We start from the raw sequence: 14,927 nt of genomic DNA, 5'->3' as shown, positions 1-14,927 counted from the left end.
TCTTCAGTATGTAGTACATAACCTTTCCATCAAGGAGGCCCATGAATGAAATCTCGTCTCTTGGCACTTATGCTCCTGCTCGGTTTGCTGACAGGCTGCTCCATGCTTGACAGTGTTAATCAATCGCTCAGCTATGCTACTGAAGCAACCAACTATGTCAATGATGTATCGGACTTTGCAGAACAGCTGCCAATTATGGCGGAGGAAGCGATAACGAATCCTGCCGCTCTTGAGCAGGTAACGAACTCCCTCCAACAGATGAAGGACACGATTCAGCAGTTCAGCGGACTTGAGCCCCCGACATTCGCTGAAGACATCCATAATCAGCTTAGCGAATACAATGCTGCATTCCTGCAGGAGATTAATACGTACCTTGAACAATTGACCAACCAAACGATCGATCTAGAAGCAATCAAGCAATCCGAGATGTTCCATACGATGAGCAGCATTACAGAACTCATGCAGCAAATCGAGCAGCTCGGACAATAAGGAACGGACTTCGCATGCTGCATGCCGAGAGTTCATCTCCGAGACGTTGCCTTCGGAGTCCAACCTATCATACACAAGACCCTGCCCTCGTTCTTTTGAACGAAGGGCTTTTTCCATTCTTTGAGGGCCGCTGCAATCGCTGTCCATTTGAAAATCATCCATAACCATTTGAGCAAGGACGTTGTGATTTCATCATCATTTGCCCATAATGGTACATAGAATAGTAGAATGGAACCGTTCAATCGAGTGAATAAAGCGAGGATTTACTGCCATGAGTCATGCCTTGTCATTATCCGATATCAAGAGCTTATGCGGAACAAGTGCTTACCGAAGAGGTGAAGCCTACTTTCGAGAGCATCGTGTGAAAAAAGAAGAATATCGTACCAGTGACGGCGTCTATCAAGCCATCGTGCGCGGATCAGACCCTTATCATGTCCATATTGCATTTGATGGCGATAAGGTTGCTCACGCGGCCTGCACTTGCCCCGCTTATGGCACGTATCGATCATACTGCAAGCATATTGCGGCCACCTTGCTGGATATTCGTGCAATGGAGCGAGGCGAGCATGCAGGAGGGGCGGCTGAAGAAGAACCCGCTACTCCGATCAGGCCAGCTCAGAGGGCGGCAAGCCAGTTGATTTCCTTATTCGAAGGCATAGAAGAGGATCACCTTGAGCTGAGGGAAGAAGAAGCGGAAGCGAGAATTCCATTAACGGTCGAATATGCCTGCCGTTTTGCGCAGCCTATTGGCCAGCCGCCGCAATTCGGGATTGAGATCAAGCTTGGAACCGTTCGTTCCTATATGGTCTCGAATATTAAAGAGTTTCTGGAGCATGTCATTAGCCAGCAGGAGTACACCATCTCCAAATCTTTTACATGGGAGCCTCATGTGTACCGTTTTCGCCCTCAGGATGAGACTGTTCTTCGAGCTCTCGCTGAATTGAGCAGCCGTGAACAAGCTTATCGCGAAGTCGTTCAGAAGAGCTTCAATCGATACGGGAGCGGAGGATATTTCGGACAAGGCCGAGAGCTATATATTCCCCCGTTTGCCCTGCAAACGATCCTGCCGCTGCTCTCAGATTGTCTGGTGCGCTTCGAGGCGAACGGGGTCGCTTATCCTGGGGTTGCGCTCTCAGAGAACCCCCTGCCCGTTCAATTCCAGCTGTACGAGAAAGGGCAGGCAGGATATGAGCTCTCCTGTGATGGGCTCCATGAGCTTGAGCTCGTTGAGCATTACCAGATAGCCATGGCTGGAAGAGAACTGTATCCGCTGCGGGCTAAGCAGCTCCGGCTGCTCAAGGATATGAGGCAGCTGCTTCAAGATACAGCGCCGCTCTACATCACGCACGAGGAGCTCCCTCTCTTCATTGCGCGGGTGGTGCCAGAGCTATCGCGCATGTGTCAGGTGCATATCGAAAACGCCATTGAAGAGCGACTCGTACGCGTCCCGCTTGAAGCAAAGCTGTATCTGGATATGGCGGAACGCAGAATGCATGCGCGCCTGACTTACCAGTACGGTGATGTCATCCTGGAGCCTATGCAGCAGGACATAGAAGAGCTTGAGAAGGTCGATACGGAGATTCGACTTCGCGACGTCATCAAAGAAGACCGCATTATGGCGCTGATGGAGCAATCCGCCTTCAAATATAATGGCGCGACCTTGTATATGGATCAAGAAGAGGACATCGCTCACTTCTTGTTCTACTTGCTGCCGCGATTGGAACGCTGGGTCAGTATCTATACGACACCAGCCCTGCAGGGAACCATGCGGATGCGGCAAGCGGCGCCGCAATTGTCTGTAGATCTTGATCCGCAGATGAATTGGCTCGATGTTGACTTCGAGATCGAAGGCATGAGCGAGACCGAGATAAAGGAGCTCCTTACTCATCTTGTGGAGAAAAAGAAATATTACCGCCTGCAGGATGGAGCTTATTTGTGGCTTGATGACACCAGATTCCGCAGAATCTCGCAGCTGATGAGCGGAATGGGAATGAAGCAAAAAGACGTGCAGGGCTCGCATTTCAGTATGTCACTCACCCGCGGCCTGTATCTCTTGGATGAGGAGGAGACCTATGGCTCCGCTTCCGTTAAGCTTGGCCAAGATCTGCGAGAGCTGCTTCGCAATCTTCGCGCGCCGGGAAGCCTGAGCTTTGAAGTTCCTCCTTCGCTGGAATCCGTGCTGCGCGACTATCAACGCACTGGCTACCAATGGATGCGCACGCTTGCCCACTATCGATTCGGTGGAATATTGGCTGACGATATGGGGCTTGGGAAGACGCTGCAAAGCATCGCCTTCTTGCAGTCTCAAGCAGGTGAAGCACGAAGCACAAGTCAGCCTGCCCTGATCGTGGCGCCCGCCTCCTTGCTGTACAACTGGCAGTATGAACTGTCAAGATTCGCGCCTGAGCTTCGTACCGCTGTTATTGCAGGCTCTAAGGAAGAACGGCAGCTGCTGCTTCGGGCTATGGGAGATGATCAGGCGGAGCATGAGGTTGACGTATACATTACCTCCTACCCGCTCCTGCGGCGCGATATTGAGGCTTATGACGGCCAAGGCTTCCGCACGTTAATCTTGGATGAAGCACAAGCTATCAAGAACCATGCTTCGCAGACCGCCCATGCTGTCAAGCAGCTTAGAGCTGTGCAGCGCTTCGCCTTGACCGGGACACCCATCGAGAATCGACTGGAGGAATTATGGTCGATCTTCGATGCGGTTTTCCCCGATTTGTTTATGAATCGCAGGCAGTTCTTGGAGCTGTCGCGCGAGCATGTAGCTCTTAAAGTTCGCCCTTTCATCCTTAGACGCATGAAGGCAGATGTGCTTACTGAGCTTCCAGAGAAGATTGAGACGCTGCAAAAGACTGAGCTGTATCCGGATCAGAAGCGGCTGTATCTCGCTTATCTGTCGCAGCTCAAGGAAGATACACGAACGCAGCTTCATGAGGAGGGCTTTCAAAAGAGCCGCATGAAGATCCTCGCTGGGCTGACAAGATTGCGCCAGCTCTGCTGCCACCCGGCGCTCTTCTTGGAGAATTATGACGGGGGCTCTGGGAAGCTTGAACACCTGCTGGAGCTGATCCAAGAATGCATGGCAAGCGGCAAGCGCATGCTTGTGTTCTCTCAATTCACAGAGATGCTGAAGGTTATCCGGCTGGAGCTGGAATCCCAGCTTGGCTTATCCTGTTTCTATCTCGATGGCAGTACGCCTGCGCGCGAGCGGCTGGAGCTATGCAATCGATTCAATGAGGGCCAGGAATCCGTGTTCCTCATCTCCCTCAAAGCCGGTGGAACAGGGCTTAATCTAACAGGCGCCGATACGGTCATTCTGTATGACCTCTGGTGGAATCCCGCAGTAGAGCAGCAGGCAGCCGATCGCGCTCACCGCATGGGGCAGAAGAAGGTTGTGCAGGTCATTCGGCTTGTAACCCAAGGCACCATTGAAGAAAAGATGATTGAGCTTCAGGATCGAAAACGAGACCTTATCGATGAGGTCATCCAAGCCAATGACAGTGAATCGCAGTCCATCTTGACAGAGCAGGATATTAGGGACCTGCTCATGCTTGAAGAGCGATAATGCGAGGATGAGAGTCAGCACAGCCGCGTCCTATCAGGAGACGTCCTGTCAGCCATTCAGACAGGACATCACCAAGCTTCCAATCAGGCATGCGGCTTGCAATTCAGCTGCGCTTGCAGGACCAAATATAGCTACCATAAGCCAACGAACAGAGGCTTCAGGCTTGCCTTATGCGGTATAGCCAACGAGCACAGGCTCCAAGCTTACCTGATACGGCATATAAGCCAACGAACACAGGCTCCAAGCTTACCTGATACGGCATATAAGCCAACGAACACAGGCTCCAAGCTTACCTGATACGGTATAGCCTGGAGCCTTTTTCAAGATGAATCAAATAGATCAAAGGATATTGCAGCCATAACCGCTTGAGGCGTTCCTTTTTAACCGGTACAGCAGCAGCGAAGCCATGTTAGGCAGGCGTATGTCTAAGCGTAAGCACTGTGAGTTCCGGCTTGCTGCCTAACCGCACCTTTTTCCGCGTCGTTCCTATCCCTCGGTTGACATACAAATGTCTACTGCGACTGGCACTCTCCAGCTCATAGTGCCCTTCCACATACTTCTCAGCTAGAGGAGGCACAATCAGAGGCCCTATAAAAGGAAGCTGCACCTGGCCTCCATGGCTGTGTCCCGCCAATATCAGATCCAGGGGATGGATAGTCTTCCACTGAGCCGCGGCATCCGGCTCGTGGACAAGCACCACATTGTAGTCCTTTTCCTCAAGAGAAGACCATACCGCCTCCTCCTCAGGCTGCCCAAGCAAGTAGTCATCGAGTCCTGAGATGACGAGCCTTCGTTCCCCTGGCATCTCAATGGGATAGCTCTCATTGACGAGCAGCTTGAAGCCGGCCTCTTCCATGCAGCTGCGATAATAGGTGCTGGCTCCGCCTCCGCGATCATGATTGCCGTACACCGCGAACTTGCCAAGCCGCGCCTCGATCTTGGCCAAGCTCTGCGGAAGGCGCTCTCTTCCTTCTGTAAACAGTCGAAATTTATCGATCAAATCACCCGTAAATACAACCAGATCAGGCCGCTCTTCATTGATCTTCTCGATAAGCTCGTCCAGCTGCTGCAGCGAATACCCTTCTCCGATATGCGTATCGCTGAATTGCACAATCCTCAGCCCATCAAGCGATTCGGGGAGCTGTTTGACGACGATAACGGGCCTTGTGATATCAAGAAGGCCAGGTTCTATCATCGTGCTGTAGCCATAGCCACCGGCCATAAGGATAAGAACGACGATCAGCAGCATAACCATTCGGCTTGCCCATGATGACTTAGCCCGCTTCATGCTATTGCCATTCCGAACGGATATCAACTGCTGCATGCTCCTCTTGAGACTGCGCGTGCTGTTGAGATACATATCCCAAGACAACAGATAGTGTAATAATGATAATAAAGGCTGCTAATACAATTTTGGTCCAGCGTGCTTCCATAAAGATCACCCATCCTGCTTCGTATTCGTATCGTTAAAGAGCAGTCCGAAGAACGGCTGCTAACTTGTATTCCATCATATAGAAGCTTTGTTACGCCAATATGACGAAAAAAAGCTGCTGCAGCCCTTGGCCCCAGCATCCTTCAACGGCTGGAATATTCTGTTGGCAGTGATGGTCCCCCTTATGACGAGCAGCACGATTATGATTGCTGCCTCAGGAGAAAAGCACGAGTCCAGCCCTCGCCTTACGTTGCTGCATCACTGCTGCCGTCCGCAAGAGGCAGCTTCATCTCAAAGGAGAATTGTCCATCTTCCCATGTAAGATATGCGCTTGCGCCATGCTTATGAAGAATGGCTCTGACAATGGAGAGTCCAAGCCCCGTTCCGCTTCGCTGCTTATGACGAGAAGGCTCGCCTACATAGAAAGGCTCCCACAGCTTCTCGATCTCTCCCTCCAGCCTGCCAAGCATATGATTGCGAAGACAGAATACAAGCGTGCTGCCTTCGTTGTACAGCCTGCCTGCTACCATGGTCCCAGATGCATAGCTCACTGCATTGCTCATCAGATTATCCAGCACAATCAACAGCTTGCCTGCATCCCCTTGAACTATTGTTTGCTCCGCCTCATCCTGAAGCCTCCATGCAAGTCCCGCCTGCTCCAATGCAAGCTTATATTGCATCAGGCATTGCTGAAGCAGTCCTCTGAACTCCACCTGCTCCAGCGCATAGTCTTCAGTCTGCATGCGAGAGAGATGCAGCAGCTTGTCCACAATATGCTGGATCTCATCTGTTTGCTGCTCGATAACGTCCAGATACGTCCCATCGTCTAATCCATCCTTCATGCCGAGCGTATATGCCTTAATAAGCGCCAGCGGGGTCTTCACCTCATGAGAAATATTCGAAATGAACGTCCTCAGATTGTCATTGCGATCCTGCAGCGCTTGATGGGATTGCTCTAGATTGGCACTCATTTTATTAATGCTACGGGCAAGCGCCTCAATCTCATCGCCTGTCTTAACCTCTGCCTGCTGAAAAGAAAGACGAGAGATTTGCTCTGCGGTATCTCCTAGCTTGGCCAGAGGCTTCACGATCCGCCTTGCCACAAGCCAAGAGAGAGCGATCGTCAGCACTAAGCCTCCCAATGTAATGTATACATATAACTGATTGGCCATGGCGAGCGGATCCATCGCATGCGCAATCGTATCTCCCATTACAAACAGCGTGCCTTCCTTGTGAACAAAGGCAACGAGGAAGCTTGTATTCAGCTTCTCTTGGTTGTACAGCTTCATCACCGTCTTATCATGATTGAGCTCTTCCATGCTCCAAGAAGAGATCCAAAACTTGCTTAATGTAATACCCTGCCGGTTCAACAAATATCGTACATTCTCATTAAGCTCATTCTCATCTTGGACATACGGGGTATGAATCAGGGTAACATCATACTCGTGGGCCAGCCGTTCAATCTGCACCAGCGCTGCTTCTGCACCCAGCTTCTCAATCTCACCGACAAGCTCGGACAGATGAGCCTTGTGCTGGTACACCATATACTTGGGCAGAAGATATCGATTGGTTGCATACGTTAGAGCAAATACAACCATAACAACCAAAGACATCCGCACAAAAATTTTGAGCCCAAGCCTACTCATGCGCAGCCTCAAGGCTGTAGCCAATTCCGCGATGCGTCTTGATCAGCTCTTCACCGACCTTCTCCCTCAGTCGTCGAATATGCGTGTCTATCGTTCGCTCTTCTCCCTCGTAATCAAACCCCCAGCCATGATCCAGCAAAGCCGTGCGAGTCATAATGCGCCCTCGATTGTGAACCAAGCATTTCATCAACTGGAATTCCCGATGCGTAGCCTGAATATCCACGCCATGCTTATAGATTTTCTGACCAACCATATCCATTCTTAAGGGACCGATTCGAATCTCCCCTTCCATATGCAGCAGCTTCTTCGCCCGAAGCAGCAGCACCCTTGGATCGAAGGGCTTCCGGACATAATCGTCCGCACCGGCTTGAAGGCCTGCCAGTTCATCCTCCGCCTCGCCCTTGGCGGTGAGCAGCAGCACCTTCGTTCCATACCGCTTCATTTCTTGGCAAGCCTCAATGCCGCTCTTGATCGGCATCATCCAATCCAGCACTGCCAAGTCCACTGCGTTGGCATAATACAGTTCCAACGCTTCTTCACCGTTCTCAGCGGTAAATACAGTGAAGCCTTCCTTTGTAAAATAAGCGTTCAGAATATGGAGCATGTGTGGCTCATCATCTGCTAAGAGCACGTTCACCCTCTTCACCTGCCTTTACCTTCTTTACCTGTATTGGTTTAACGCTGCTGCTCTTCTTCATACCTAGATAAGCTTCATGTCCGTTATGACGATCTGATTACCATATTTGCTCGTTACGTGTTTGCGGAACACGCAATTACTGAACATGCAGTTGCTGAAAAAAAGAGCCTGTCAGCTCTGACAGGCTCCTCGCGCTTTTATGCTCACCTAGCAAGCATCACGTATACTTTGGAGACAGACACCCCATTACAAAAACATCTTTATGACGGCAAGGGCTAAGCCGATGACAAAGCCGCACAAAGCTCCGTTTACACGAATCCATTGCAGGTCCTTGCCAATCTTGCCTTCTAGCATCTCGACGAGCGCCTCATCGTCCATCTGATCCACATTCTCTTTAACGAGCTGTCCGATGCGATAGTGATTGTTCTCCACCAGCTTCACGATCGCTTGACTAACCTTATTCTCCAATTCATGCATCCATTCTGGATGTGCTTGAACCTGGCTGGTCACCATTCGATATCCCTTCAGCACCATGCGGCCGCCCGTATCCCGCTCACGGCGGAAGGCTGCAAGCACCATGGAGCGAACCTCCTCCAAACGCTCCTTGAAGATCTCTTCCGTGCGTTCTTCTTCAATACGCAGAATGAGCCAATCCTTCAAGCGATTGAGCTTATCCTCTTGATTGGTCAGCTGGAAGACCTGCACACGAATCTCATGGATAATCATCGCACGGTATTCATTATCTTCATCCTTCAGATCCTTAATGGATGACGTAATCATGCTCTGCAGGAGCTGACCCAGCTTATCTTCATCCATAAAGCCCGCAAACGCTTGGAAAGCAAAGCCCATCAAGCCGCCAAGCTTCACTTCGCCCATCTTCTCATTAGCGAGTCTTCCAAGCATTCGCTTGGTCTCCAAGCGCTTCGCCCACGTATCCGCCGTTTCAAGCACATAATCGAGCGCCTTCTCGTCATAGCCCTGCTTGAGCAGATAAGTCGCCAGCTGGTCAGCAGATTGATGAAGCTCTGCCTTGCGCAGATACGATACCACGCCAGACTGAATGACAGGGGCAAGCTTATCAAGCGGGAGCTTCTCCACCAGCTGAATTGCTGTATCCATCACCTGTGCTCGAATGCTCCGCTTCAGAATCGCATTCGTCGCCATCGTTCCTGCCCGCTCCACCAGATTCCAGCTTCGAAGCTTCTTCTCAATGCTTTCCTTATTCAGCAGCTCCGTTTCTAGCGCAGACACCAGAGAATTTACAATGCGGTCTTTATTTTTGAGCAGCAAAGAAGTATGCGGAATCGGAATGCCCATCGGGTGGCGGAATAGCGCAGTCACTGCAAACCAGTCCGCGAATCCTCCCACAAGCCCAGCCTCAAAGCCTCCCTGCAGGATTAGAATCCATGTATAGTCAGGCAGCAGCAGCGTAATGGCGAACCCCACCGCCATAATAATCAAGGATACGACAGCAATATATTTTGAATTCATGTTATTCTTTCTCCCTTCACTTTAGCGGGATATATTGAAGTGTACTTTGTTTTCCTATTAAAAGCAAAATCCACAGCTGGATCACGTTGCGATGGAAGCAGCAGCTGTATGTACGGTCCTGGGCAAGGCATTGACAGCACAGAATGGACATCACAGCTACAATTCGCATTCCGTTTCCAGCCGCCTCTGTATGGCGATCACAATATATCAGGTATACACGAATATGTGATAGTTGCATCTAAGAAACGCCTCATCGAAACGATGCATACTCCTTCTCCTCTACCTGCTATGCTCAAAGATTAGACGGCGCGCAATCCTTATGAACCGTCAGCTTCTATGACAAAACAGGCAGCTTCTAAAATAAAGCAATCAGAGCCTTGCATCATGAGCAGCAATAGATGACAGCCGAAGAGATCATGCTTGCGCCTTGCGCCATTGACAATAAGAGAGGCTGACCACTGAGCATCCAGACGTCATTCATGAAGGCACCTGTTGAATGAGCATTAACAACAAAAAGCCGCCTACACGAGGCGGCAAATCACAAGCGTTAAGAGACCTGTCAGAACGATACTCTAACGACAGGCCTCAGCCAGCACTTGATGCTTATGCTGTTCGATAAAGAGAGGCAAATCCACAACAGCGCCCTGGCTGATTCGTGAATGCTCAGCTGCAAAAGCCATCATATGGCTTTGGATCGAAGCTTCAACTGAGGTCAGGGCGGATGCAGCATGATGCTGACGCACGTGTCGGCAGAATTCCCTCAACATTGCTTCTGTCCCTTCCTTGCCTCCATCCTGAACCTGAACCCGATTCTCGTTTCCCGTAGCAAAGTCGTAGACGGTAAAGGTCTGCTCCGACAGATTGCCTTGAATCTCGCCATGCGTCCCCATAATATGCACCCGGCGGGTGCTGTCATGGGTAAAGGCAGACAAGTGGAATGCAGCTGTCGCACCGCTGTGGAATTCCATATTCACAATCTGATGATCGACTACATCATTGTCGCACGCGTAGACACAGCGCCCATATGGGGTATGCGGCAGCGCTTTTAATATGCCTTCATCCGATAAGTCCTCCGTAAAATGCGCCGCATGTCTACGTCCATCGCCCAAATAGTAGCGGAAGTCCGCATAACAGCAAGTATCTAGATGCGGGCATCCATCAGAGCAGCGCTCCGTCGCACCTGCCGGTGCATGCTCACGGCGAAAGTGCGATAATGAGCCGAAGGAGCTGATGCGTGTACATTCCTGCCCCATAAGCCACGCAATCAGATCGAGATCGTGGCATGACTTTGATAATATAAGTGGACTGGACTGCTCCGCCTGGTTCCATTGCCCTCGGACGTAGCTGTGGGCCATATGTGCGAATCCAATATGCTCTGTTAATTGAATGCTGATGATGTTACCGATATCACCTCGACGAATCAAGCGATTGATCGTCGACCAGAATGGCGTATACCGCAGCACATGGCAGATCGTCAGCAATCTCCCCTTCTCCTTGGCACGCTTCTCCATTGCCAGACACTCCTTCGGAAATGGAGAGATTGGCTTCTCCAACAGCACATGGTAGCCTAGATCCAAGGCATTCATCGCCTGCTCAAAGTGCATGCGGTCATGGGTGCAAATCATGACTGCGTCTGCATAACGCGCTTGATTGAGTGCTTCCTTCCAGTCCTTATACTGATGCTCTGCGGGTATGCCATGCTTCCTCGCAAACGACGTTCGGCGTTCCTCATCAGGTTCTGCTACAGCTACAAATGTGAGCTCATCCGGATACTTCAGCGCATAGGGCGCATATACATTCGCCCCTCGAACACCCGCTCCGATCAGGATAGCCTTTATGCTCATGATGGTATCTCCTCATTTCACCTATACATCTCATCTAGGTTGCTTGATTCTAATCATGTCACTACATATATAAGCCTTTACATTTCCATCTGTCAATGGGATCAGCAGATAAATTGTGAATAAAAAGCGACCAGCACGTCAATCCGACATGCTGATCGCTTCTTCTTGGGTTACTCCTTATGCGGACTGGCCGCTGCTTCAGCAGTCTCTACTTCAGCAGTCTCCACTGCGGCTTCCACCGAGGATGCTGCCGTGTGGTTCAAATATTCACGCTGTCCCGCTTCAGAAATGATGACCTCATCTCCATCCTGGTTGACAGCTGCATGTTCCTTGCCGGCAGTCTTCTCATCCTTCTCCTTCTTCTTAGCCTGTTCCTTGGCAAGCTCCTTCATCTGAATCTCCATATTGCTGAGCTGCTCTTTCGTTTGCATATTCTTCAACACTTGCTGCTTATAACTAAGCGAGCCTCCGCCTAGCGCCAGCTCAAGAAGGGGGTCCATCTTCGTACCTGCTTGGATGTTCACTGCTATCACCTCGCTGTTCTTGCATCCTGTGCATCCCATATCCTTTATATCGGGATAAGACCCTATCTTTTACAGGACACCACATACAGCTGCGAGCCGATCCTGGCAGCAATGCGGCAGGCCCCCTGCTTATACAGCACATCCATTGGATGACGGCTCTCCTTCAATCTTCGAATATATTCATAATCCGGCAGGAGCACCAAGTCAGAAAGGAAGGCAGATTGAGTCGCGCCGCTCTTGCGAAATTGATTCAACTCCTCGATAATTTCTTCACCCGTTCCGATCCCAATGCCATGACCGTAATATAGATCCTTATCCAGCAGCACCGCATTCTCGCCTTGCCACCAGGGCTGATCAGGATCATGGTCCGGATTCTCGAAGTAGAGCACATCTCCCGGATAAACCGCCTGATTATTGTGATGCGTCACGAACCTTAAGTCGCTGTCCACATTCCAATCGCGAAGATACAGATCTGCAAAATATCGATCAAACGCCTCGCTCCCAATCGTCTCAAGCACTGCTTTATACATGATGATAATGATGGCTGTTGCACATTCAAAAGCATATAGGGGACCATTTGTATATATATCTCGGATCGCTGCCGAAGGAGACTGCCCGCTAATGAGCTGAAATCCCCCATTCGCCGTTCGATTCCAATAAACCGGATTGCTTCTGGAACGATTAAAGTCGGCAAACCCCACTCCACTGCGATACAAATCATTAGCAGCTGCCACAATCTGGCTTCTCATTCGAAGTTCGTCGATCAATGCATCAACGGAGCTGTAAACGTACACCTGATCACTCTTGCGCTTCGCCTCCAGCATCTGACGCTCCAGGTTCGTAAGCTGAGATTCATCCAGTTGAAAAAATGCACTGCCTGCTACATAGATCATTTTCGCGCCTCCCGTAGGTACACAATGATTAGACTATTGTACGTACGCAGCCGCGCAAGGGTGAATATCTTGATCAGCCCCTCCCTAGCCCCTTATCTCAATTCGAATAACCTGCCGCCAACCCTCATTTTGGAGCCCTGTCATTGTGAGGAAGTGCACAGATTTGTAAGCGCTTCTTTCATACAGTGAACGTATCCTTTATAATGGACACAAGATGAAACCAATTGAGGTGATGACAACATGGAAAATAATCAATATGGTCTTGGGATCGTTGGCTTTGGCGGCATGGGCGAACATCACAGCCGCACACTAGAAGGAAATGAACGTATCAAGGTCGTCAGTGTATGTGATATTAAGCCGGAGCGTGTGCAGCATGGGCAAGAGCTCGGATATACCGGCTATGAGCGCTATGAGGATATGCTGAATGATCCTCAAGTGTCCTTGATTCTTATTGCAACGCCAAATGATGTGCATAAGGAGCTCGCCATCCAAGCTCTTGAAGCTGGCAAACACGTCATCTGTGAGAAGCCAGTAACGATGAACGCCCAGGAACTTCAAGACATTCTGGATGTCGAGAAGCGTACAGGCGGGGTCTTCATGGTTCATCAGAATCGTCGTTGGGACAATGATTTCAGGGTCATCAAGAAGATTTATGATGAGAAGCTGATTGGAGAAGTATACAATATTGAGTCACGCGTGCACGGCTCCCGAGGCATTCCTGGAGATTGGCGGCATGAAAAGATTCACGGCGGAGGCATGATGCTGGATTGGGGCGTACACCTCATCGATCGCATCATGGTGATGGTCAACGAGAAGCTGACCAAATTATATTGCGAATTCAGCTATGTATGGCAGGGAGAATGCGACGACGGCTTCAAGCTGATGCTTACCTTCGAGAGCGGCCGCACGGCATTTATCGAAGTCGGAACGCTGCATTATGCTTCCCTTCCGCTCTGGTATGTGAACGGCACAGAAGGAACAGCTGTTATCCCGGACTGGAGCAACAAGGGCGAGATGACTCGTCTCGTTGACTTTGAAGAGAAGGATGCGATGCCAATCGTAGCTGGAGCAGGTTTCACGAAGACGATGGCACCGCGTGGAGAGGGCAATGTCGAGAAGCTGCCTCTTCCTGTTGTCGAGTCTGATGTCAAAGAGTTCTACGCCAACTTCATTGATTGCGTAGAAGGCAAGGCTGAGCCGTTTATCAAAAACAGCGAGGTCATGCATGTCATGAAGATTATGGAGGCGGCATTCCAATCTGCTGAGACAGGACAAGCCATCCATTTTGAATAATCATAGACGTGCTGTCCGCATGAAAACTGAGACTCTGGATTCTTATTTAGGAATCTGGAGTCTTTTTTTTGCATCATCAAAACAACCTCATGCTATAATCGATACGATGCTAACAGGATTGTAGAAAAAGGAGCTTTCTAGCGTGAAACAAGCACGATATACCCCTTATCTCATGCTGCTGATCGGGGTCATTGCCATTGCATTATCGGCCATCTTTATCAAATGGTCTGAGGCGCCCACGTCCATCATGGGCATGTATCGCCTGTTGTTTACCGTGGTTCTCATCGTCCCATTCATTCGCAGAGGATCACCATTACACAAGCCCAGCAAGAGCTCGCTTCGAGACATCGGTCTGCTCGCATTAGCGGGAGTCTTCCTGGGGCTTCACTTCTTGTTCTGGATGGAATCGCTTGTCCATACTTCTGTTGCAAGCTCAATGGTGCTCTTGTCCTTGCAGCCTGTATTTGTGGCCATCGGCGCCTTTATTCTGTTTCGAGAACGAACGCCGCTTGGCGGCGCGCTATGCATGTCGCTTGCCATTATCGGTTCTGCCGTAATCGCCTGGGGGGATATTGGTCTATCCAGTCAAGCCTTATACGGCGACCTATTGTCCATTCTTGGAGCACTCGCTTACGCTCTATATATGCTGACAGGACAGGCGCTCAAAGACCGTATTTCCGGGCTTCGCTACAGCCTATGGGTATTTGCTATCGCAGGAGGACTGCTGCTGCTCTATAATGTGAGCCTTGGCATCTCCTTAACCCATTACCCGCTTCGGGAATGGGGAATCTTCCTGCTGCTTGCCTTGATACCCACAATCTTAGGCCAGCTGCTCTTTAATCATTTGCTCCGATACCTAGAGGCATCGACAATCTCGATGGCCATCGTAGGCGAGCCTGTATTCGCCATTATTCTAGCCTACTTTATGCTTGGGGAATCCTCCACCATCATGCAGATCATCGGCGGATTAATCACGTTGGCGGGCATTGGCGGATACTTTAAGCTCAAATATTCTCATATGATGCAAGGCGCTTCGCCTGATCTTCAAGAGCATAAAGGAGAGTCAAAGTCCCAACAGCAGGTCTGAGAGGCCTGAAGCGTGCA

Annotated in this window: 12 protein-coding genes; 4 read left to right on the top strand and 8 right to left on the bottom strand. The window is 50.3% G+C overall.

Annotation, left to right across the window (positions count from 1 at the left end):
- Positions 1-45: 45 nt before the first annotated feature.
- On the top strand, positions 46-489 hold the full coding sequence (locus tag B9Y93_RS14715; protein WP_085495390.1) for a DUF6376 family protein: 444 nt from the start codon (positions 46-48) through the stop codon (positions 487-489).
- A gap of 271 nt (positions 490-760) precedes the next feature.
- Positions 761-4,063 (top strand): DEAD/DEAH box helicase, encoded by a 3,303-nt coding sequence (locus B9Y93_RS14710; RefSeq protein ID WP_085495388.1) that lies wholly within the window; start codon positions 761-763, stop codon positions 4,061-4,063.
- Between the two features lie 409 nt (positions 4,064-4,472).
- Here the strand turns inward: B9Y93_RS14710 and B9Y93_RS14705 are convergent, their stop codons facing one another.
- The 8 genes from B9Y93_RS14705 to B9Y93_RS14670 all read right to left on the bottom strand — a co-directional run bounded on the left by B9Y93_RS14705 (position 4,473) and on the right by B9Y93_RS14670 (position 12,530).
- A complete protein-coding gene (locus B9Y93_RS14705; protein ID WP_244903418.1) occupies positions 4,473-5,378 on the bottom strand; it encodes a metallophosphoesterase in 906 nt (301 codons plus the stop codon).
- The gene (locus B9Y93_RS24590; protein ID WP_169028591.1) at positions 5,353-5,496 is read right to left on the bottom strand and encodes a hypothetical protein; all 144 of its coding nucleotides are present in this window, start codon (positions 5,494-5,496) and stop codon (positions 5,353-5,355) included. Before B9Y93_RS24590 ends, B9Y93_RS14705 begins: the two co-directional genes overlap by 26 nt.
- A 244-nt stretch (positions 5,497-5,740) precedes the next feature.
- Positions 5,741-7,141, bottom strand: coding sequence for a sensor histidine kinase (locus tag B9Y93_RS14700; protein ID WP_085495384.1), 1,401 nt, complete (start codon positions 7,139-7,141; stop codon positions 5,741-5,743).
- Entirely contained in the window at positions 7,134-7,778 is a 645-nt protein-coding gene (locus B9Y93_RS14695; RefSeq protein ID WP_085496056.1) for a response regulator transcription factor, read from the bottom strand. Before B9Y93_RS14695 ends, B9Y93_RS14700 begins: the two co-directional genes overlap by 8 nt.
- 246 nt (positions 7,779-8,024) lie before the next feature.
- The gene (locus tag B9Y93_RS14690; protein WP_085495382.1) at positions 8,025-9,269 is read right to left on the bottom strand and encodes a DUF445 domain-containing protein; all 1,245 of its coding nucleotides are present in this window, start codon (positions 9,267-9,269) and stop codon (positions 8,025-8,027) included.
- Positions 9,270-9,841: 572 nt separating this feature from the next.
- Entirely contained in the window at positions 9,842-11,113 is a 1,272-nt protein-coding gene (locus B9Y93_RS14680; protein WP_085495378.1) for a Gfo/Idh/MocA family protein, read from the bottom strand.
- A gap of 170 nt (positions 11,114-11,283) precedes the next feature.
- Positions 11,284-11,637, bottom strand: coding sequence for a hypothetical protein (locus tag B9Y93_RS14675; RefSeq protein ID WP_088549734.1), 354 nt, complete (start codon positions 11,635-11,637; stop codon positions 11,284-11,286).
- Between the two features lie 62 nt (positions 11,638-11,699).
- A complete protein-coding gene (locus B9Y93_RS14670; protein WP_085495374.1) occupies positions 11,700-12,530 on the bottom strand; it encodes a protein-glutamine gamma-glutamyltransferase in 831 nt (276 codons plus the stop codon).
- 240 nt (positions 12,531-12,770) lie between these two features.
- Between B9Y93_RS14670 and B9Y93_RS14665 the strand changes: the two genes are divergently transcribed.
- Together B9Y93_RS14665 and B9Y93_RS14660 are read left to right on the top strand one after the other, a co-directional pair.
- Complete coding sequence (locus B9Y93_RS14665) at positions 12,771-13,823, top strand: Gfo/Idh/MocA family protein (protein ID WP_085495372.1); 1,053 nt, start codon at positions 12,771-12,773, stop codon at positions 13,821-13,823.
- Positions 13,824-13,965: 142 nt separating this feature from the next.
- Positions 13,966-14,910, top strand: coding sequence for a DMT family transporter (locus B9Y93_RS14660; RefSeq protein ID WP_244903417.1), 945 nt, complete (start codon positions 13,966-13,968; stop codon positions 14,908-14,910).
- Positions 14,911-14,927: the final 17 nt, after the last annotated feature.

Origin of the sequence: Paenibacillus aquistagni, from assembly GCF_900177815.1 — a bacterium.
GTDB lineage: Bacteria > Bacillota > Bacilli > Paenibacillales > Paenibacillaceae > Paenibacillus_B > Paenibacillus_B aquistagni.
Note: the sequence above shows the minus strand (reverse complement) of the source record. Positions and strands in the feature narration are given on the sequence as shown.